Source organism: Sphingobacterium sp. SGG-5, from assembly GCF_011043525.1.
Lineage (GTDB): Bacteria > Bacteroidota > Bacteroidia > Sphingobacteriales > Sphingobacteriaceae > Sphingobacterium.
The window spans coordinates 297,424-316,846 of record NZ_JAAKGO010000003.1 but is presented as its reverse complement, the minus strand read 5'-3'; the positions used below and the strand labels follow the sequence as shown (position 1 = coordinate 316,846).

Below are 19,423 nucleotides of genomic sequence, written 5' to 3'. Positions count from 1 at the left end.
TTGTCCTAATGGATACTCATGCTTTATTGGAACGCGCGCTAAATTTTGACTTCCTGTCGAGAGAAGAAGGCATTTTCCTATATCACCATGCTGCTACAGCAGATCTAGCTTATGTAGCCAACGAACTTCGCAAGATTCAGGTGCCCCACGGAAAAGTAACCTGGCAGATCGATCGGAATGTCAATACCACGAACGTATGTATCGCCAATTGTAAGTTCTGCAATTTCTTCCGACGTCCGGGGCATGAAGAAAGCTATATCACCGACATTGACACTTATAAAAAAAAGATAGAGGAAACTTTCGCCTATGGCGGCGATCAATTGTTGTTGCAAGGTGGGCATCACCCCGACTTAGGTATTTCTTTCTATGCCAATCTCTTTAAACAGCTAAAAGAGCTGTATCCCACATTAAAGCTACATGCTTTAGGCCCTCCCGAAGTTGCACACATCGCTAAGCTGGAGGGGATGACTCATATCGATGTACTTCGCACGCTAAAGGAAGCCGGAATGGACTCCCTACCCGGTGCTGGTGCCGAAATACTCAACGACCGCGTCCGGCGGTTGATCTCCAAGGGCAAATGTGGCGGACAGGAATGGCTTGACATCATGCGGGCAGCCCATAAAATCAACTTACCTACCTCCGCTACGATGATGTTTGGACATATCGAAACCATCGAAGAACGCTTCGAGCATTTGGTATGGATCAGAGAAGTGCAAAGTGAGAAACCTGTAGACCACTATGGATTTATTGCCTTCATTCCTTGGCCTTTTCAAGATGATGGCACTTTGCTCAAGCGTTTACGTGGCATTTCCAACACGGTCACAGGAGATGAATATATCCGGATGATTGCCTTAAGCCGCATCATGTTGCCCAATGTCAAAAACATTCAAGCTTCATGGCTCACCGTTGGAAAGGCGGTTGCGCAACTCTGTCTACATAGCGGCGCAAATGATTTCGGGTCCATCATGATCGAAGAAAATGTGGTCTCCGCAGCAGGTGCTCCACATCGGTTCACGTCCAAGTCTATACAGGATGCGATACAAGAGGCTGGGTTCGAACCGCAATTACGTACACAGACGTATCAGTTTAGAGAAACACCCGAGAGTATGATCGAACAAGTTATCAACTATTAGTGTGAGATGAAAGATATCCAGCTCAATATTGAAGCCCTGATTTTTGCATCCGAAGACGGTATTTCAGCGATAGAAATCAAGCAGGTACTTCAGGATGCACTACTTATCCACATCAACAAAGAAGAAGTCCTTTCCTTCGTTGCCAAAATCGACGCGAAATATGCAAGCGAGGATATGGTATTTGCGCTGACTCAGTTCAACAATAAATATCAGTTCCTGACGAAAGAAACATATCATGAAGCGGTAAGACAATTGCAGGCCCACAAGGACAAAAGGAAACTAAGTCAGTCTGCACTGGAAACACTGTCCATTATCGCCTATCGCCAGCCCATTACCAAGCTCGAAGTCGAGCAAATACGAGGTGTCAACTGCGATTACTCCATCCAACGTCTTCTGGAAAAAAACCTGATTAAGATTGTGGGGAAAGCCGAGACAATAGGTAAACCCCTGCTATATGCCACGAGCGAACAGTTTATGAATCATTTCGGCATCAATAGTGTCAAAGATCTGCCTCAGCTCAAAGACATTATCAACGAAGAAAATACGATAGGAGAAAATATAGAATAGGACAACTGTCCACAACTCATTGAGATACAAAGCAATAATTTTAAAAAAAAGTTTTGTGTATTGATTTTCTTGTCTAATTTTACGTAGGTATTAACAATAGAAAGAAAAGGAAATTATAATGGATGCCACAATTGAAAAGTTGGAAATTGATGAAAAATTAATCAATTTCAACGGCCCTGAGGATGATGCAGATGATGATTTTAATGATGATTTCGATTTAGAAATTGATTCTCTTGACGGTTTTGATGATTTTGATGACGACGACGACGATGATGATTTCTAAAATTTAGCACAAAGAGGTCTGTCCAAAAGTTTTAATAAAACATTTCAGACAGACTTCTTGAGGTACTTTACATTGATGTTGTTTTTTCGCAGTGTTATCTTTTGTGCAACTGTTCGTACAAATCGATAACTTTCTTCTGCAAGTCGATAACTTCTGCATCACGGGATTGCAGTCTCTTGGCCATTTCGGCAAGCTCATCAGCTTTTTCTTTCTCCTCTTCACTATCCGTTGTAGACATCAGCTGCACTAAAGACAAACCAAATAATTTTGAAATTTGGTTTAACCTCGAAAGATTTACATCTGTAATACCTGTTTCAATTTTTGAAAATGCAGGAATGGATATATCCAATCGCTTCGCCACATCTTCTTGACTCCAACCTTTTTGGTGTCTCAATAATCTAATTTTTTTTCCTAAAGCGTTCATGGGTAAACTTTTGTTTACTTCAAAAGTAAATTAAAAAAAATATTTCAACAAATTTTTAAGCTATTTTATATATATTCTTGCAAAAATTTGTCTGCAAAAGTGAGCATATTCAGCTCACTATAATGATTCGAGCTCATAAAAAGCATATTGAATCCTGTACTATCAAAGTTTTCTAAAAAATGATATAAGGTATCTATCTCGGTCAAAACCATCATATTCGAATGATTGAAAATCTGCTTCACCTGAGCAATGACATGATCCAATGAAATATTTCTTTCCTTGATGCTGTTTTTATTCATAAAAACGACCGCCCAATCGGATTCATTCATACTATCCTGATACCGGGAGACAAACTCTTCTTCAACAACTTCGTAGGGATTAAGCTCTATAATCGTGAGCAGGCTTGATGTCGGAAACTGTTCTTTGACCGCACGTATACTCGCTTTCAACTTGGAAGGTGTATGTGCAAAGTCCTGATACACCACACTTCCATTGGCACTCGCTACAAACTCCAAATATCGGATGGAACTCTTAAAATCACTAATGGCTTCATAAAAATCATTCCGCTTAACGCCTAACCATTCGCATACGGTATACGCGCCAGCGATATTAGATAAGTTATGTTTTCCGATGATGCGGAGCGGCACCTCTTCGTCGCCGACATGAATATACGTCACCCCCTTATTGATGGTATACTGTGGCATCTTATACCCGTGCCTGTTGATTTTACAGTCCTTTGTCTGTTCCACAATGGCTACGACATTCTGGTCATCTTTATTATAAATCAACGTACCCTTCGGAACGACGGTATCAATAAAGCGCTCAAACTGCTTATGGTATTCTTTTTCGGAGATGACCATTTTAAAGTTGTCCCACTGAATATTACTGATCAATGCGATATTGGGATGATAATAATGGAATTTAGCATGCCTATCTATCGACGAGGCGTAGAACTCATCTCCCTCGATCAACATAATGGGTGCACGGGAAGTCAGTTTAATTAAAGAATCAAACCCTTCCAGCTTGGAGCCTATCAGATAATCAAACTCCCGACCGAGCTTTTTAAGAACATGCATGATCATGCTAACGATTGTGGTCTTCCCATAGGTACCAGCAATCACGACCCGTATTTTATCAATACTCTGCTCGTAGATAAATTCAGGAAAGGAATAAATCTTGACCCCCAGCTCCTGGGCTTTTAACAGTTCGGGATTATCTGCTTCGGCATGCTTGCCCAGTATGACAGCATCGAGATCATCAGTCACCTTGTCGGGATACCAACCGATGGGATCAGGTAGCAGTCCGGCCTCCTGAAGTTTAGTCTTCGACGGTTCGACGACCTGATCATCCGATCCGGTAACCTGATGTCCCAATTTTGCCAAATTGATCGCCAGATTACTCATCACACTACCACCTATCGCAATAAAATGAACTTTCATTTACTATGCTTTAATAAACTTTGCCGCACACCAACCGTCCAACACCTTATTTTCAATATACCTAAATCCAACACGCTCACATTCTGTTCGCAATATATCCAAATCCTGCTCCACATAAAATCCACTCATGTACAGTTCACCCCCACCCGATAGACAGTCTGCATAGGTTTCCATTTGGTCTAACAAAATATTCCGGTTAATGTTTGCCAGAATAGAATCGAAACGTCCCCCCACCAAGACTTCTTTGGAGCCCAATTTTTCCTCGATATTAGAAATGGCATTGCGATGCTTGTTCTCCTGTACACTTTCCACACATATCGAATCATTATCCACTGCCAACACCGATACTGCACCACGCATACTGGCCAGTATCGCCAATATGCCTGTACCACACCCCATATCCAAGACCCGCTTATCCTGAAAATTATTCTCCAAAATAAAAGACAACATCATGGATGTCGTCTGATGATGCCCCGTCCCGAAAGACATCTTGGGATCGATGACAATTTCATAAGGATACTCGGGTTTACGTTCATGAAATGTTGCTCGCACATAGCAGGTATCGTCGACCAAAATCGGATTGAAGTTACTTTCCCATAACGCATTCCAGTTCTGTTCGTCGATATCCTCTATCTTATACTCCACGTGATAGCCTTTCACCTGTGCCAATAACACGGTCTCCAGCGCAGACCAATCTAGATTAGCCGAAGGAATATAGGCATCGAAACCATGTTCTGTATCTTCAAATGTATCAAAACCTATATGCGCTAGTTCAGCCACTAAAAGATCCTTTTGCCATTCCTCGATAGCTGTCGTATGAAAATGTACAGCTGAGTATTTCATACTTATGCTTGATTAAAGGCTTTGACGATATCGACAAAATCACGCGATTTCAACGAAGCGCCGCCGATCAAACCACCATCGATATCCTTTTGCGCAAACAACGTACTTGCATTGGATGGATTACAGCTTCCACCGTAGAGTATGGTTGTGCTTTCCGCGACATCCTCACCGTAGTGCTTCGCGAGCGTCGCACGGATAAATGCATGTACCTCCTGCGCTTGTTCCGGAGATGCCGTAAGTCCTGTGCCGATGGCCCACACCGGTTCATACGCTAATACAACCTGTGCAAACTCGGCTGCATCCAAGTGAAACAGACCTTTTTCCAACTGTGCCTGAAGCACGGCAAAGAAGCTACCCGACTCCCGCTCTTCTTTCGTCTCACCGATACAGAATATAGGTTTCAATTGATGCTCCAATGCAGCGTCTACTTTCTGCGCCAGCAGCTCGTCAGTCTCCCCAAAATAAGCACGACGTTCAGAATGTCCCAGGATCACATACGTTGCACCTACCGATTTTACCTGTGCGGCAGAGATTTCTCCTGTATATGCACCCGACGCTGCCTGATGTATATTCTGGGCGCCTACAGACACCTTATTACCTGTGCTTAGCTTAGTGATACTGTTCAAATGGATAAATGGGCTACACACGACAACCTCCTGGTTACCGACGACCTCATCGTTTACCATATTCACAATCTCCGAAAAAAGGCTTACCCCTTCTTCATAATTCAAATTCATTTTCCAGTTGCCTGCTACAATATTTTTACGGCTCATGATTACTATTTATGTTTTAAAATTTAGTTTCTCAATACAATTAATTTGTGTTTAGTTTTCCTTCCCCTCAAAAGTCATTCGGTATACGTTTGTTTCCCGTCGCTCAAATCCTAACTTTTGATACAGACGATTTGCCGCAACCCGGGTCGGGTTTGACGTAAGCATGAGCGCCTGTATTCCTTGCTTCCGGGCAAAATCTATAGCGTATTTTGTTAATGCTTCGCCTATTCCCTGCCCTCGGCTCGCCTCCGTGACCACCACATCCTCTATCCAGGCCTTTCTGCCCGTTGGCGACAGGTAGGTCCCCACTGTAACCATACCCACATAATGTCCTCCCGTATCTACAGCACAAAATAGACGGCTGTTTGGCGAGCCGATTAATTCCTTCAGGAAGGTGCCTGTGAGGGCGATATCCCGACTGACCAGCTGTTTTAAAAAGAGGTCAACCGCTTCTTTCACCTTGGGCGTATAGGCTGTAATTTCGCTTATATACATAACGACAATACAAGAAAATATCCAATATCTAAATACCTGCCTACCGCAGGCAGGCTAAAATCTAAATACTAACATCTTCTATACAAGAGCAAATATAAAATAAAAACGCTATCCACAAAAAATCCCGATAAACTGGTTATCGGGATATCTTTCAACAATAATTTTTTTTATCGTCTTATTTCTTGTTATAACGGCTACGGAATTTATCGATACGTCCAGCAGTATCGACCAACTTCATCTTACCGGTATAGAATGGGTGCGATGTATGTGAAATTTCCAGTTTTACCAATGGATATTCATTACCATCTTCCCAAGTCGTTGTTTCTTTCGTGTCTACACATGATTTTGTCAAAAAAGCATAGTCATTGGACATATCCTTAAATACGACTAATCTGTAGTTTGATGGATGCAAATCTTTTTTCATTTTATCTATGATTACTATATATTCAACAATCGAGGTGCAAAGTTAATTTATTAAAGCTATATTCCAAAACATTCCCTACACTTTTCCTCTTTTTTTTTTAAGTTTGCACTTTGATTCATCAATATACAATATGAGTATCGTATTATCCGAACAGGAACAACAACGCAGACAAAATCTTCAGCACATCATTGATCTGGGCGTCAACCCTTACCCTGCCGACGAATTTGAGGTCAACGTCACGGCTGCCGACATATTAGAACATTACGAAAGAGACAAGCTAAACTATAAAGCCATTCGTATTGCCGGACGTATTATGAGCAGGCGTATCATGGGCAATGCGTCTTTCATCGAATTACAGGACTCGACCGGACGTATACAGGTGTATATCAAACGAGACGACCTATGTCCCGGTGAAGACAAGACTTTATACAATACCATATTCAAAAAGCTATTAGATATCGGCGATATTGTCGGCATAGACGGCTATGTCTTCACGACGCAGACCGGTGAGATCTCTATTCACGCCAATACACTAACCGTACTGGCCAAATCCTTGCGCCCCTTGCCTGTCGTCAAAGAAGCTGACGGCAAGACCTTCGATGCGTTCACCGATCCGGAGCAACGTTACAGAATGCGCTATGTCGACCTCATTGTCAATTCCCGCAACAAAGAGATATTCGTCAAACGGACAAAGCTCTTCAATGCTATGCGTGAGTTTTTCAACAACGCAGGTTACATGGAGGTCGAGACACCCGTATTGCAAGCTATTCCCGGCGGTGCAGCAGCACGCCCTTTCATGACGCATCACAATGCACTGGATATTCCCCTATATTTACGGATTGCCAACGAGCTTTATCTGAAGCGTTTGATCGTCGGTGGTTTTGATGGTGTGTATGAGTTTTCCAAAAACTTCCGTAATGAAGGAATGGACCGCACCCACAATCCCGAGTTTACCGCCATGGAAATCTACGTGGCGTATAAAGACTACAATTGGATGATGGAGTTTACCGAGCACCTGTTGGAACATTGTGCCCTCGCTGTAAACGGTACTACCCAAGCGGTATTCGGCGAGCATAAGATAGACTTTAAGGCCCCCTATCCGCGCATTTCAATGACAGAAGCCATTAAGCAGTTTACAGGCTTCGACATTTCGGGAAAATCAGAGGAAGAAATTCGACTTGCTGCCAAAGGCATGGGTATAGACGTCAACGATACCATGGGAAAAGGCAAACTCATCGACGAGATTTTTAGTGAAAAATGTGAAGGCAACTTCATTCAGCCTACTTTTATTACCGACTACCCGATTGAGATGTCGCCTTTGACTAAAAAACATCGGAGCAACCCCGAACTGACCGAGCGTTTTGAACTGATGGTCTGTGGCAAAGAAGTTGCCAACGCCTATTCAGAGCTCAATGATCCCATCGATCAGCGTGAGCGTTTTGAAGATCAGCTGCGTCTCTCCGAAAAAGGCGATGATGAAGCCATGTTTATCGATCAGGACTTCTTGCGCGCGTTGGAATACGGCATGCCACCGACCTCCGGATTGGGTATCGGCATGGATCGGTTGATTATGTTCCTGACCAACAATGCATCCATCCAAGAAGTGTTATTCTTCCCGCAGATGCGGCCGGAGAAAAAAGAAAATGCAATAGAATTAACGGACGATGAGAAACTGATCTTAGGACAGCTGACCGAAGAACAAAATTCTCTGACGGCTATAAAAGACAGTACCGGCCTGAGTGGCAAAAAATGGGATACAGCAACAAAAGGCCTGCGGCAAAAAGATCTCATCCATATTATTGTCGAAGGAGATCAAAAATTTATCATGAAGAAGTAGTTTTACTCTTCCTTCAGGAAAGCAGGATACGACAACGAAAGGTCGTGTCCTATTTTCGTTAACAGGATCTCCTCTCCCTGTTCCTGATCTACACGTTCCCAAGTCATGTGTGCATGCACCATCTCCCCTTCCGACATCACAGGCTCCATCGTTTTCTGATAGAGCGTATTCCCCTCGAAAGAGAGCTTCCGGACTTGCTTTGTCCCCTCCCAAGCGGGGTATAATGCTGTTTCGATAAAATAGTTGACACAAGCCAATTTACTATCCACCGTATATGCACCGCTAAACGCTACAAAAGCCGGTGTTCCCCGTCGCGTATTTTCATCCCGATCCAACTGGTGGCCTTCCGTCAGCAGTTGGATTTCTTCCGACGCCGAAATATGTAAAGACATAAATCCCTCGGGATTATACAATAAAATACCTTTCGGTGATTTCCCATAGGGAAAGTACGAATCCCCTCCATTTATCGGAATTTCGATATAGGAAAGTAATCGCCAGGCACCAAATAATTCCTTTTGAAGTAAGCCCATTTCAGTACTTAATTTTTTCCAGGTTTATTTTACAAGTATAACGACAGAAATTTAAAAATAGTCTGTCTTCGTTTCAACTTAATGTCATTTTGCCGTCAAGCTTATAAGCATGGCAGTCTTGTTCCCCAATTCTCATTTTCGACAATAAACCGTATCTTTGCGCCATGATTAATGTATCCAATCTATCCCTTCGTTTTGGCAAACGTGTCCTATTCGAAGACGTCAATTTAAAATTTACTCCAGGCAATTGTTATGGTATTATCGGCGCCAATGGTGCAGGTAAGTCTACCTTTTTAAAAATCGTTTCGGGAGATATTGATCCCACTACTGGGTCTGTCGCCTTCACGCCGGGCGAGCGGATGTCAGTACTGAAGCAAAATCACTACGAATTCGACGAATTTACGGTTATCGAAACCGTGATGATGGGCAACCAAGAACTCTATAAGGTCATGAAGGAAAAAGATGCCATCTACATGAAGGAAGATTTTTCGGATGCAGATGGTGAACGGGCCGGCGAACTGGAAAGCTTATTTGCCGAAATGGATGGATGGAACGCTGAGAGCAACGCTGCGACCTTACTAAGCAACCTCGGTATCAAAGAAGATTCACATTACAAGTTGGTTCAAGAGCTGGATGGTAACGAAAAAGTCCGCGTGTTGTTAGCGCAGGCTCTTTTTGGCAACCCCGATATCCTTATCCTCGATGAGCCGACCAACGATTTGGACATCAACACCATCGCGTGGCTGGAAGATTTCCTTGCCAGTTATGAAGCCATTGTATTGGTCGTATCGCACGACCGTCACTTCCTCGATGCCGTATGTACACATATTGTCGACATCGATTTTGGCAAGATGTCCATCTATACAGGTAACTATTCGTTCTGGTATGAGTCGTCTCAACTGGCGTTAAAACAACGTACAGACCAAAATAAGAAGATGGAAGACAAAATCAAGGAACTGCAGGAGTTTATCCGTCGTTTCTCAGCCAATGCTTCCAAGTCCAAACAGGCGACTTCACGTAAAAAAGCGTTGGACAAAATCAATATCGATGAGATCAAGCCTTCCAACCGGAAATATCCGGCCATCATGTTCAATCAGATGGACAGAGAACCGGGCGACCAGATTTTGCAAGTCGAAGGGTTGAGCAAAACGGTGAATGGCGAGGTATATTTTAAGGATATATCCTTCATGATCAATAAAGGAGACAAGATTGCCGTCCTGGGACAAAGCAATCTGATCACCTCTGCATTTTACGATATCATCACGGGACGTGACACCAATTTTTCGGGGGATTACAAATGGGGGATTACCATCACTCCGACGGACATGCCTATCGAAAACGCTTCATATTTTGACGGTAACAACGAAAATTTAATCGATTGGTTGCGCAACTATACCTCCAAGCCTGAAGCCGATGAGCAGTTTATCCGCGGCTTCCTCGGGAAAATGTTGTTCTCCGGCGATGAAGTGATGAAAAAAGTGTCTGTACTCTCCGGTGGAGAGAAGATGCGCTGTATGTTTTCGAAAATGATGTTGCAAGGCGCCAACTTTTTGATCTTTGATGAGCCGACCAATCACTTGGATCTGGAGTCGATCACCGCACTAAACAACGGTATGAAAGACTTTCGTGGTTCTATCCTGTTCACCTCACGTGACCACGAGCTGACCGAGACTGTAGCCAACCGTATCATCGAGCTGACTCCAAACGGTATCATCGATAAGCTCATGACGTACGACGAGTATATCAACTCAGAAGTGGTACAGGCACAACGGGAAGAAATGTACAAGTAAAAAAGGAGATTAAAAAAGTAATACCATGAAGTTTGGAAAAGTAGACGATCCGTCAACAATCGATTTTCGCATTCCGCCAACAGCACCGGAGACCTTAGCATTATTGCGCAGCAAAAAGAACAATAAGTCTATGGAGGTCTATGTGGGTTGCGCCAAGTGGAACAAAACTGATCTCAAAGGTTTTTACCCAAGAGGTACTAAAGACGAATTGAGCTACTATTCCAGGCAGTTTAATGCCATTGAGCTCAACGCCACTTTTTACAATTCACCCTCCAAGCAACAGGTGGAAACGTGGAAATCGAAAACACCTGCCGACTTCAAGTTCTTTCCCAAAATACCCCAGTCTATCAGCCACTATAGCCGACTGCTGAATACCGACGAAAAGGTCCATGCATTCGTCGATGCCACCGTTCTTTTCGAGGAGCAGCTGGGTATGGCATTCCTACAGATGATCGACAACTTCAAACCCAATTACTTTGATCGTCTGGCGGATTTTTTAACACATTTTCCCAAAGGCTATCCGCTTGCCGTAGAGGTACGCAATGAAGAATGGTTTTCCAATAAAGAGATTGCAGAAAAATACTATCGGCTGTTGGAAGACACGAATAAAACAAATGTGCTGGTGGACACTGCCGGACGGCGGGATATGATGCACATGCGTCTGACAACACCCACGGCTTTTGTACGGTATGTCGGTGCCAATCACCCCACAGATTATACGCGGCTGGAAGATTGGATCGAGCGGATTGTCGAGTGGAAAGAAGTGGGTCTGCAACAGCTGTATTTCTTTATCCATCAGAATGTCGAAGTCGAGTCGCCCCTCCTTGCTGCACATTTTATCGAACGGCTAAATAAAGCGATAGGCACAGATCTATTTATACCTCAGAAACCAGATTCGGGGAAAATAGGTGGTTTGTTTGGATCTTGAAAATCCAATAGACAGAGCCCTTCCCCTTACCTCCTTAATATCGCCTTACATATATCCCCGATCAGCCCAGGCCCTTCATAGATAAAACCGGTATACAGCTGAATTAACGCAGCTCCGGCATCAAGCTTCTCTAAGGCATCTTCCGCCGAATGTACACCTCCCACCCCGATGATAGGAAAAGCCTTATTGGATTTTTCGGACAGATAACGGATCACTTCGGTCGACCGCGCAGTCAAGGGTCGACCGCTGACACCTCCGGCTTCGCGAACCAAATGAGCATCGCTCTGTAGCCCATCCCGGGAGATCGTGGTATTCGTCGCGATGACGCCCGCAATCTGCGTCGTTGTCACGATTTCGATAATATCGTCCAGCTGGCTATCGGTCAGGTCGGGAGCAATCTTCAACAAGATAGGTTTGGCTGTAGGCTTTGCCCGGTTGAGCTCTTGAAGGGTATGCAGAATATGCATCAAGGGTTCCTTCTCCTGCAAATCCCGTAAGCCCGGGGTGTTGGGTGAACTGACATTCACGACGAAATAATCAACGTGGTCGTACAGGGCGTGAAAACAATATATATAATCGTTCACCGCCTCCTCGTTAGGCGTCATCTTGTTCTTCCCGATATTTCCGCCGATAATCACACCTTCCTTATTTTTCAGGAATTGTAGCCGACCTGCTGCGACATCGGCGCCTTGGTTGTTGAAGCCCATCCGATTGATCAGTGCCTCATCGGAGACTAACCTGAACATACGAGGCTTGTCGTTGCCGGGCTGAGGACGGGGAGTCACCGTACCGATCTCAATAAAGCCGAAGCCAAACTTCGCCATATCGTCGATATATTCGGCATTCTTATCGAAGCCTGCCGCCAAGCCCACCGGGTTCTTAAACGTCAGACCAAAAACTTCACGTGTCAATCGTGGATCATCTACAGTATAGATAGACCGCAGTAGGGATTTTGCGCCCCATATTTTTGTCAGGGCTTTTATTCCTCCTGTCACCACATGATGGGCCTGCTCAGGATTCATCGAAAAGAAAATCGGTTTAACGAGTTTGTACATCTTATAAAATCAAAAAACAAAGATATCAAAAATTAAAAATGATTTAATACGATAATTTGGAGATCACGGACTACTGATCGCTGACTACCGACAACTAAATAATTTTACTACTTTTGCACCGAAATGATTTCGATAAATAATTTAACATTTGAGATTGGCTCACGGGCCTTATACGACGAAGCAAACTGGCATATCAAACCCGGTGATAAAGTGGGATTGATCGGTGCCAACGGTACGGGAAAATCGACCTTATTAAAACTGATTGTAGGCGAATATGGCCCCACATCGGGAACCATATCTATGGCCAAGGACTTAAAATTGGGTTACCTCAACCAAGATCTTTTGTCGTACCACTCGGACAAGAGTATTCTCCATGTCGCTATGGAGGCCTTCGCTCGCCAAAATCAGCTGCATAGCGAAATCAACGATCTTTTAAAAAAAATGGAGACCGATTATTCGGACGAAATATTGAACAAACTGAGCGATAAACAGATGGAATTTGAGGCGCTCGATGGTTATAATATTGAATTTCGGGCCCATGAAATATTAGCCGGACTGGGCTTCTCGGAAGACGAACAGCAACGTCCTCTGGCGACATTTTCGGGGGGTTGGCGTATGCGGGTGATGTTGGCACGTATACTATTACAAACACCGGATATCCTGTTGCTCGATGAGCCGACCAACCACTTGGATCTACCTTCTATCAAATGGTTGGAAAACTACCTACAGGCGTTTGAAGGCGCAATCGTAATTGTATCGCATGACAGGTATTTCCTGGATCGTATCATCAATAAAACGGTGGAGTCTAAGCGGGGAAAATTGACGCTCTATGCGGGAAACTATTCATTTTATTTAGAGGAAAAGGCACTCCGTGAAGAAATCCAAGGCAACCAGTTTAAAAATCAACAGGCGAAGATCAAACAAGAGGAAAGGCTGATTGAACGTTTCCGTGCAAAAGCGTCAAAGGCCAAGATGGTACAATCGCGCATTAAAGCGTTAGACCGTATGGAAAAGGTTGATGATGTGGATGATGACAATCCTGAAGTCAACTTCAGCTTCAAGTTTTCCAAACCTTCGGGACGGCATGTGGTGACACTGGAAAATATATCCAAATCTTACCCTAATCTGGATATTCTGGAACAGACTGACGGGTTGATTGAAAAGGGAGACAAAATTGCCTTGATCGGGGCCAACGGTAAAGGAAAGTCGACCCTATTGCGGATCATCGCCGATGCGGATAAGGAGTTTGACGGGAAAAACACGAAAGGACATAATGTGTCCCAGACCTTTTTTGCCCAGCACCAGCTGGAAGCGCTGCATCTGGAAAACACGATCTTACAGGAGCTGCAGACTTTTGCACCAAAACATACGGAAACGGAGCTCCGATCGCTATTGGGCTGCTTCCTGTTCAGCGGTGATGATGCGTTCAAAAAGATTAAGGTATTATCCGGTGGTGAAAAATCACGGGTAGCCTTAGCGAAAGCGCTGACGGCAGACGCCAATTTTCTGGTACTCGATGAGCCGACCAACCACTTGGACATGGCTTCGGTCAATATATTAATACAGGCTTTGCAGCAATACGAAGGTACATTTATCGTCGTTTCGCACGATCGTTACTTCCTAGACCATGTGGCCAACAAAATCTGGTTTATCGAAAATAGAGAAATCAAGGAGTATCCGGGAACGTATGAGGAATATGAGATCTGGAATGCTAAACGGGTCGTAAAACCAACGGAAGCTCCGGTAAAGAAAGTGGTGAAAGAAGAGCCTAAAAAGGAAAAACTGGATCCGGCAGCGGATAAAAGTAAGCTCCTGCAAAAGAAAAACAGGGAACTGGCACAACTGGAGCAGCAGATAGCGGATATTAAGTCGGAAATCAAAGCATTGGAGTTACAATTGGCAAAGGAGGAAATTTTTTCTGATGCAGTCAAACTACAGGAAACCACACGGAACTATAATTCAAAAAAGGCTGAATATGAGCACTTACAGGAACAATGGGAGACCCTGGCGGAAGAAATCCTCGAACTGGAAGTGGATTAACACAATTTTTAAATAAAAAAAACGTTTTCTATATTAGACAGAAATAGTAGACACGGGAACGAAAAAACGAAAAATTTGAAGTTATCAACTATAGGCAACACTCCACTTCGCAAAAACACTTATCTTTCAGAAAAATACCAATGCACTATATATATTAAAGAGGAATTCTGCAATCTGAGTAAGTCGTCCAAAGATCGACCGGCTTGGTATATGGTAAAAGAAGCCATCGCGCAGAAGAAAATCCAACCGGGGGGTACCTTTGTCGAAGCAAGCAGCGGAAACACCGGTATCGGTATAGCCCGTCTGGCGGGTGAACTGGGGTATAAAGCGAAAGTTTTTGTCTCCAAGAACTGTTCACGTGAAAAGCTGGATATGCTAAAGCGATATGGGGCATGTATAGAGATCTGTGAAAATTCCCACGGCATGTTGGACCCACAATCAACCCAATATCGGGCACAGGAATATGCACAGAAGCATACAAACGCCTATTATACCAATCAATATTGCAATCAGGCCAACCTGCAGGCACATTTTGAAACTACAGGACCGGAGATCTGGCAACAGACCGCGGGTAAAATCACACACTTTTTTGCAGGTATAGGCACAGGAGGAACTATTTCAGGCACAGGAAAATTCCTAAAACAGCAAACTCCGAAAATAAAGATATGTGGCATCGAGCCGAAAGGGTCGGTACTTTCCCATTACTTCAAATACGGTTGTCTTCCCGTCGATGACATCCCCATGGAAAGAATTGAAGGCATAGGCCGTACATTCGTTCCTGAGGTATTTGATGCCGCTCATGTGGATATGATCTATCAAGTCGACCTCGAGGAAAGTAAACATAACGCATTATCGTACTATAAGCAGCAAAGGGAGCTTATCGGTTTCTCCAGTGCTGCTGTACTTGCTGGGCTGGAAACACATATACAACAACATACGTTTGGAAAAGACGCCATAGTCGTCCTTCTATTTGCCGATCATGGCGAACGCTACAAACAAGTGCTATACCCCGACCTGCCGCATACGGAATCAAGCTATGGAATTGTATAACGACATAGCGCTACCTTTAGCCTGGCCAGATCAAACAGCATACGGTGACGAGGCATGGATGTCCTTACTCCAGAAATGTGGTATTGTGAAAGATCTACACTTTAAGGTCGGGCATGCGGCTATTTTACTCATCGAAAGGAAAACCGGAGAAATACGTTACTTCGATTTCGGCCGGTATATCTGCCCACGTGGATATGGACGCGCCCGATCGCAAGATTTCGATCCACGCCTGCGGATAAGTATTCGGGCAGATATCGATCCCGCTACGGGAGAAATTACAAATCTCTTGGATATTTTACAGGAATTGTCTGGCATGGAAACAGCCACACACGGAGGCGGACGTCTACTGTTTGTTCCGGTACAGGGCATATCCTTCAAAAAAGCAGTGGATTATGCGGAAAATATTGTACGGCAAGGCCCGATCCTATACGGTGCGCTCGCAGCAAATAACAATAGCTGTTCCCGCTATGTGGCCCAGGCGCTTACGCATGCGATGGATCCCAAAGATTTCCGAATACGGAAAATATTGTATCCCGAATGTGTAAAAGCCAGCCCAACAAGTAATATCGTCAATGCATCGCCGGATGGCTATATCTACTGTTACGAACAAAGAATCCTGTCGCAATGGAAGATGGGTAGGTGGGCTTCGCTACGATTTCAGTGGAATCTTATCCGGGAAAATCTACGTACTAAGAAAACACCGCTATCCTCTCCTACGGATGGAAAACATACTGTAGGTTATCTGGGCGAACCTGTACGCCCTTCAGGATTACCAGCAAAGGCGCAGTGGTTGGGCGGGATCGGTGAAGGTGTCTGGCTTTATGCGGAGCATAATGCGGAAAACATGACCGTAAGTTGCTATTCGACTGCCGGAGAGGTACTGTATCAGACACGAGCCAAGTGTCCACAAGATTTTGACAGGGACAAATCCTATGCCTTTACACCTGATTTTAGCTGCAAGCATTTTACTATATTGCAACACGGAAATACATATGTATTCAAACAATTGGACCTGACCGGGGAAATAGAAGCTTCTATTCCTCCCGCTCAATATTTAAATAACTCTTAAACCATGGAAGTTACATTATTAAAAGCAAAAATCCACACGGTAGTGGTTACTGAGGCAAACGTAAAATATAACGGCTCGATTACCATCGATGCTGACTTATTGGACGCCGCTGGTATCAAAAAATACGAACAGGTATATATTAACAACGCGATAAACGGAAGCCGCATCATGACTTACGTCATACCTGGAAAAAGAGGTAGTGGCGAAGTGTGCATGAATGGTGGCGCAGCATTACATGCGAAGGTCGGTGACACGGTGCATATCTTATCGTTCGTCAACATGTCACCGGAAGAAGCGGATAGCTATCAACCTACATTGGTCTTTACCGAGGGTAATAATCAAATTAAATCGGTCGAAAAGTATAATTATTAAGGGATATCGAAGCAGTCTTAATATACCATTCGTAAAACATTTTTTAAAGTTGGCAAACCACCAACTTTTTTTTGTATTTTTGTAGATGTATGATTATTATCAATGAGAGGAAACTGAGCATATTTATTAAGAAACATTCGGATGCCAGCAAAAGTGTCTCCACTTGGAAGATCGTGACCAAACGAGCACATTGGCAGAAAAATCAAGATATACTCGATAGCTTTCCGAAAGCGAAAATAATCAAAGGCAAAAGGGCGCGCTTTAAGATTGTCGGAAATAAGTACCGATTGATTGTCGAAGTAAATTTTGATCTGGCGCTGGTCGATGTTCGTTTCATCGGAACACACAGTGAATATGATAATATAGACGCATCAACAATTTAAGTACATTTGAAACGTATAGTTATGAAAAAGAAAATGTGGTTTTTAATTGAATCGGAAGAAGAATATCAAGATGCTTTGCAGAGATACGAGGAAATTAAGTATAGTGAAAAAGGAGCAAAAGAGTATAAAGAGTTACAGCTTTTAGTTAAATTGATATCCGATTACGAAGAGAAAACATCCATTTTACCAGAAGTAGATCCGATAGAGCTCATAAAAATCAGAATGGAGGAATTTGGCTATAATCCAAAAGAACTCGCTTCAGCCTATGGAGATAAGGGGACGGTAAGCAAGGTGCTGAATTATAAACAAGCTTTATCACTCAACATGATCCGTAAATTCAGTGATTTATTGAAGATTCCTGCTGATCTATTGATAAAAGAATATCCTTTACATATTTCATAAGGTCTGCAAAAATTACGTACTATAACTTCATTAATCTTTCCAAATGATGATATCCAATCCCAAAATAGCTTTTTAGGGATTGCAATTTCATTAAAATTTCGTCCTTCCGGTGATCACTGGGAGGATTTTTTTTAACAGCTATAATCATTACATTTTTGGGCGTATGCATATCCGAAACAAACTGCACCACTTTGGTCTGGTATCCGCTATATTCGAGCAATAGCGCACGTATACTATCGGTAAGCATCTCGGCATGCCGTTCTAAAAATATCCCGTATTTTGTCATAAAATCCAGATCGTTTTTAGCCTTCGTCCGCTCCAGCTCACGCCGGATTTGTTTGTGGCAACAGGGTGCCACGACAATCAGGCCGGCATAATTCGTAATACCTTTGTAAATCGCATCATCTGTTGCGGTGTCGCAGGCATGCAGGGCAATCAAAACATCCAGATCGCCAGCGACAGCATAGTCTTCAATCGTACCCGGACTAAACTGTAACTTATCCAAGTGTGAATCCACAGCAATGGCATTACATAGATCGACCAGATCTTGCCTGTACTCGACGCCTTCTACCCGGGCCTGTCTATTCAGTTGGTTATGGAGATAATCGTACAAGGCAAAAGTCAGATAGCCTTTCCCCGCCCCCATATCCACGACACGGAGTTCGTCCTTCGCGGGCAGCTCCTGTAGCGTGCTACTCAATATCTCTATATAATGATTAATCTGCTTCCACTTATCCTGGGCGTTTTTATAAACCTTCCCTTCGGCGTCAGTCAACCGCAAGGCATGTAGATAAGGTTTCTCTGTGGATGTTATCTTCCGCTCTTTATGATGGTCATGAGCGAGGGTATGAGGTTTCTTTGCCGAAGGCTTTTGGATATATATCGACCATTTATGACCGCTCTGGTGCTGACATATCCGATCCTCATCTTCCGCAAACAAGGTAGCTACGCGAAAACCATCCGTTTGCAGAAGGTCGTCAATATGTGCCAATCCCTCCGACACAGTATAATTTTTCGTCACATCCCGACGCTGATACCGGTAGACAAAAGACAACCGTAACTCCCGCTTGATGAGCACAGGTTTGACATACACATTCTTTAATTCTGCTTCGGCACCCCGATAGTTCCCAAGAGACAATTTAATAAAACTGTCGTTTTCCAAACTTAGTTTGACGTGTTCTAGAAATTCCTGTGGTGTCGCCATGGCAGGACATTTATTTTAATTAAAAAAGCATCACAGTTTCTTTTGTGATGCTTTCTGATCTATACTGAGGATGTATAATTATTTCTTACCAAAGCCCAAGACGGCAAATACAATCTTAAAAGCCATAAAAGCCCCGACAATCATCATGACATTGGCAATAAGCGAAAATGCAAAGGTCCATTGATCCAATGCAGGAAACCAGTCCGGCACAAAGCGTATAAAAACCCCAATTATCCCGATTACAATCGCGACCGTCAAAGAAACATAATAATGGGTCTGATTAGCATTATTCTCTGTCTTGCGGGGCTGTCTTTCAACTATCGTATTTTCCATTGTATTCAAAATATATATTGATAGCACAAACTTAGAGAAAAATCCCTTT

The 19,423-nt window shown here is 43.5% G+C and carries 22 protein-coding genes; 12 read left to right on the top strand and 10 right to left on the bottom strand.

Features of this window, described 5'->3' with window-relative positions; translation table 11 throughout:
• Positions 1 to 8 precede the first annotated feature (8 nt).
• The 3 genes from G5B30_RS05815 (at position 9) to G5B30_RS05805 (ending at position 1,983) form a co-directional block, all read left to right on the top strand.
• Positions 9 to 1,133, top strand: a complete 1,125-nt coding sequence (locus G5B30_RS05815; protein WP_165319026.1) for a CofH family radical SAM protein — start codon at positions 9 to 11, stop codon at positions 1,131 to 1,133.
• Positions 1,134 to 1,139: 6 nt separating this feature from the next.
• Positions 1,140 to 1,700 (top strand): SMC-Scp complex subunit ScpB, encoded by a 561-nt coding sequence (scpB, locus tag G5B30_RS05810; RefSeq protein WP_165319025.1) that lies wholly within the window; start codon positions 1,140 to 1,142, stop codon positions 1,698 to 1,700.
• 118 nt (positions 1,701 to 1,818) lie between these two features.
• The gene (locus G5B30_RS05805; RefSeq protein ID WP_165319024.1) at positions 1,819 to 1,983 is read left to right on the top strand and encodes a hypothetical protein; all 165 of its coding nucleotides are present in this window, start codon (positions 1,819 to 1,821) and stop codon (positions 1,981 to 1,983) included.
• A 94-nt stretch (positions 1,984 to 2,077) separates the two neighbouring features.
• Here the strand turns inward: G5B30_RS05805 and G5B30_RS05800 are convergent, their stop codons facing one another.
• From G5B30_RS05800 to G5B30_RS05775, 6 genes are all read right to left on the bottom strand, one after another.
• The gene (locus tag G5B30_RS05800) at positions 2,078 to 2,407 is read right to left on the bottom strand and encodes a helix-turn-helix domain-containing protein (RefSeq protein ID WP_165319023.1); all 330 of its coding nucleotides are present in this window, start codon (positions 2,405 to 2,407) and stop codon (positions 2,078 to 2,080) included.
• Positions 2,408 to 2,472: 65 nt separating this feature from the next.
• Positions 2,473 to 3,846 carry a Mur ligase family protein gene (locus G5B30_RS05795; protein ID WP_165319022.1) on the bottom strand — a complete coding sequence of 458 codons (1,374 nt, stop codon included), beginning with the start codon at positions 3,844 to 3,846 and terminating at the stop codon, positions 2,473 to 2,475.
• Positions 3,847 to 3,849: 3 nt separating this feature from the next.
• Entirely contained in the window at positions 3,850 to 4,689 is an 840-nt protein-coding gene (prmA, locus tag G5B30_RS05790; protein WP_165319021.1) for a 50S ribosomal protein L11 methyltransferase, read from the bottom strand.
• 2 nt (positions 4,690 to 4,691) lie between these two features.
• On the bottom strand, positions 4,692 to 5,462 hold the full coding sequence (tpiA, locus tag G5B30_RS05785; protein WP_165319020.1) for a triose-phosphate isomerase: 771 nt from the start codon (positions 5,460 to 5,462) through the stop codon (positions 4,692 to 4,694).
• A 51-nt stretch (positions 5,463 to 5,513) separates the two neighbouring features.
• Positions 5,514 to 5,957 (bottom strand): GNAT family N-acetyltransferase, encoded by a 444-nt coding sequence (locus G5B30_RS05780; protein WP_165319019.1) that lies wholly within the window; start codon positions 5,955 to 5,957, stop codon positions 5,514 to 5,516.
• Positions 5,958 to 6,132: 175 nt separating this feature from the next.
• Positions 6,133 to 6,381, bottom strand: coding sequence for a type B 50S ribosomal protein L31 (locus G5B30_RS05775; RefSeq protein WP_066753631.1), 249 nt, complete (start codon positions 6,379 to 6,381; stop codon positions 6,133 to 6,135).
• 130 nt (positions 6,382 to 6,511) lie between these two features.
• Here G5B30_RS05775 and lysS point away from each other — a divergent pair, with 130 nt between their 5' ends.
• Positions 6,512 to 8,218, top strand: a complete 1,707-nt coding sequence (gene lysS / locus G5B30_RS05770) for a lysine--tRNA ligase (protein ID WP_165319018.1) — start codon at positions 6,512 to 6,514, stop codon at positions 8,216 to 8,218.
• A 2-nt stretch (positions 8,219 to 8,220) separates the two neighbouring features.
• Here lysS and G5B30_RS05765 read toward each other — a convergent pair whose 3' ends face one another.
• Positions 8,221 to 8,748: a lipocalin-like domain-containing protein gene (locus G5B30_RS05765; RefSeq protein WP_165319017.1), complete on the bottom strand. Its 528-nt coding sequence runs from the start codon at positions 8,746 to 8,748 to the stop codon at positions 8,221 to 8,223.
• A gap of 164 nt (positions 8,749 to 8,912) precedes the next feature.
• Here G5B30_RS05765 and G5B30_RS05760 point away from each other — a divergent pair, with 164 nt between their 5' ends.
• Both G5B30_RS05760 and G5B30_RS05755 read left to right on the top strand, forming a co-directional pair.
• Positions 8,913 to 10,538, top strand: coding sequence for an ABC-F family ATP-binding cassette domain-containing protein (locus G5B30_RS05760; protein ID WP_165319016.1), 1,626 nt, complete (start codon positions 8,913 to 8,915; stop codon positions 10,536 to 10,538).
• A gap of 25 nt (positions 10,539 to 10,563) precedes the next feature.
• On the top strand, positions 10,564 to 11,466 hold the full coding sequence (locus G5B30_RS05755) for a DUF72 domain-containing protein (protein ID WP_165319015.1): 903 nt from the start codon (positions 10,564 to 10,566) through the stop codon (positions 11,464 to 11,466).
• Between the two features lie 26 nt (positions 11,467 to 11,492).
• Here G5B30_RS05755 and G5B30_RS05750 read toward each other — a convergent pair whose 3' ends face one another.
• The gene (locus G5B30_RS05750) at positions 11,493 to 12,521 is read right to left on the bottom strand and encodes a quinone-dependent dihydroorotate dehydrogenase (protein ID WP_165319014.1); all 1,029 of its coding nucleotides are present in this window, start codon (positions 12,519 to 12,521) and stop codon (positions 11,493 to 11,495) included.
• Between the two features lie 123 nt (positions 12,522 to 12,644).
• On the opposite strand from G5B30_RS05750, the gene G5B30_RS05745 reads away from it, so the two are divergent.
• The 6 genes from G5B30_RS05745 to G5B30_RS05720 all read left to right on the top strand — a co-directional run bounded on the left by G5B30_RS05745 (position 12,645) and on the right by G5B30_RS05720 (position 17,837).
• Complete coding sequence (locus G5B30_RS05745; RefSeq protein WP_165319013.1) at positions 12,645 to 14,561, top strand: ABC-F family ATP-binding cassette domain-containing protein; 1,917 nt, start codon at positions 12,645 to 12,647, stop codon at positions 14,559 to 14,561.
• A 75-nt stretch (positions 14,562 to 14,636) separates the two neighbouring features.
• Complete coding sequence (locus tag G5B30_RS05740) at positions 14,637 to 15,611, top strand: PLP-dependent cysteine synthase family protein (protein ID WP_165319012.1); 975 nt, start codon at positions 14,637 to 14,639, stop codon at positions 15,609 to 15,611.
• Positions 15,598 to 16,680, top strand: a complete 1,083-nt coding sequence (locus G5B30_RS05735; protein ID WP_165319011.1) for a DUF6695 family protein — start codon at positions 15,598 to 15,600, stop codon at positions 16,678 to 16,680. Before G5B30_RS05740 ends, G5B30_RS05735 begins: the two co-directional genes overlap by 14 nt.
• 3 nt (positions 16,681 to 16,683) lie before the next feature.
• The gene (panD, locus tag G5B30_RS05730; protein WP_165319010.1) at positions 16,684 to 17,052 is read left to right on the top strand and encodes an aspartate 1-decarboxylase; all 369 of its coding nucleotides are present in this window, start codon (positions 16,684 to 16,686) and stop codon (positions 17,050 to 17,052) included.
• Between the two features lie 89 nt (positions 17,053 to 17,141).
• A complete protein-coding gene (locus tag G5B30_RS05725) occupies positions 17,142 to 17,435 on the top strand; it encodes a type II toxin-antitoxin system HigB family toxin (protein ID WP_165319009.1) in 294 nt (97 codons plus the stop codon).
• 21 nt (positions 17,436 to 17,456) lie between these two features.
• The gene (locus G5B30_RS05720) at positions 17,457 to 17,837 is read left to right on the top strand and encodes a type II toxin-antitoxin system HigA family antitoxin (RefSeq protein ID WP_165319008.1); all 381 of its coding nucleotides are present in this window, start codon (positions 17,457 to 17,459) and stop codon (positions 17,835 to 17,837) included.
• Positions 17,838 to 17,856: 19 nt separating this feature from the next.
• Here the strand turns inward: G5B30_RS05720 and G5B30_RS05715 are convergent, their stop codons facing one another.
• The gene (locus tag G5B30_RS05715; RefSeq protein ID WP_165319007.1) at positions 17,857 to 19,041 is read right to left on the bottom strand and encodes a class I SAM-dependent methyltransferase; all 1,185 of its coding nucleotides are present in this window, start codon (positions 19,039 to 19,041) and stop codon (positions 17,857 to 17,859) included.
• 78 nt (positions 19,042 to 19,119) lie between these two features.
• Positions 19,120 to 19,374, bottom strand: a complete 255-nt coding sequence (locus G5B30_RS05710) for a hypothetical protein (protein ID WP_165319006.1) — start codon at positions 19,372 to 19,374, stop codon at positions 19,120 to 19,122.
• Positions 19,375 to 19,423 lie beyond the last annotated feature (49 nt).

Coding starts and splice junctions, on each gene's coding strand:
- G5B30_RS05725 (WP_165319009.1), top strand. CDS start 17,142: ATGATTATTATCAATGAGAGGAAACTGAGCATATTTATTAAGAAACAT.
- scpB (WP_165319025.1), top strand. CDS start 1,140: ATGAAAGATATCCAGCTCAATATTGAAGCCCTGATTTTTGCATCCGAA.
- G5B30_RS05800 (WP_165319023.1), bottom strand. CDS start 2,407: ATGAACGCTTTAGGAAAAAAAATTAGATTATTGAGACACCAAAAAGGT.
- G5B30_RS05760 (WP_165319016.1), top strand. CDS start 8,913: ATGATTAATGTATCCAATCTATCCCTTCGTTTTGGCAAACGTGTCCTA.
- G5B30_RS05815 (WP_165319026.1), top strand. CDS start 9: ATGGATACTCATGCTTTATTGGAACGCGCGCTAAATTTTGACTTCCTG.
- G5B30_RS05720 (WP_165319008.1), top strand. CDS start 17,457: ATGAAAAAGAAAATGTGGTTTTTAATTGAATCGGAAGAAGAATATCAA.
- G5B30_RS05795 (WP_165319022.1), bottom strand. CDS start 3,846: ATGAAAGTTCATTTTATTGCGATAGGTGGTAGTGTGATGAGTAATCTG.
- G5B30_RS05765 (WP_165319017.1), bottom strand. CDS start 8,748: ATGGGCTTACTTCAAAAGGAATTATTTGGTGCCTGGCGATTACTTTCC.
- G5B30_RS05745 (WP_165319013.1), top strand. CDS start 12,645: ATGATTTCGATAAATAATTTAACATTTGAGATTGGCTCACGGGCCTTA.
- G5B30_RS05805 (WP_165319024.1), top strand. CDS start 1,819: ATGGATGCCACAATTGAAAAGTTGGAAATTGATGAAAAATTAATCAAT.
- G5B30_RS05780 (WP_165319019.1), bottom strand. CDS start 5,957: ATGTATATAAGCGAAATTACAGCCTATACGCCCAAGGTGAAAGAAGCG.
- prmA (WP_165319021.1), bottom strand. CDS start 4,689: ATGAAATACTCAGCTGTACATTTTCATACGACAGCTATCGAGGAATGG.
- G5B30_RS05750 (WP_165319014.1), bottom strand. CDS start 12,521: ATGTACAAACTCGTTAAACCGATTTTCTTTTCGATGAATCCTGAGCAG.
- G5B30_RS05735 (WP_165319011.1), top strand. CDS start 15,598: ATGGAATTGTATAACGACATAGCGCTACCTTTAGCCTGGCCAGATCAA.
- G5B30_RS05715 (WP_165319007.1), bottom strand. CDS start 19,041: ATGGCGACACCACAGGAATTTCTAGAACACGTCAAACTAAGTTTGGAA.
- panD (WP_165319010.1), top strand. CDS start 16,684: ATGGAAGTTACATTATTAAAAGCAAAAATCCACACGGTAGTGGTTACT.
- lysS (WP_165319018.1), top strand. CDS start 6,512: ATGAGTATCGTATTATCCGAACAGGAACAACAACGCAGACAAAATCTT.
- tpiA (WP_165319020.1), bottom strand. CDS start 5,462: ATGAGCCGTAAAAATATTGTAGCAGGCAACTGGAAAATGAATTTGAAT.
- G5B30_RS05755 (WP_165319015.1), top strand. CDS start 10,564: ATGAAGTTTGGAAAAGTAGACGATCCGTCAACAATCGATTTTCGCATT.
- G5B30_RS05775 (WP_066753631.1), bottom strand. CDS start 6,381: ATGAAAAAAGATTTGCATCCATCAAACTACAGATTAGTCGTATTTAAG.
- G5B30_RS05710 (WP_165319006.1), bottom strand. CDS start 19,374: ATGGAAAATACGATAGTTGAAAGACAGCCCCGCAAGACAGAGAATAAT.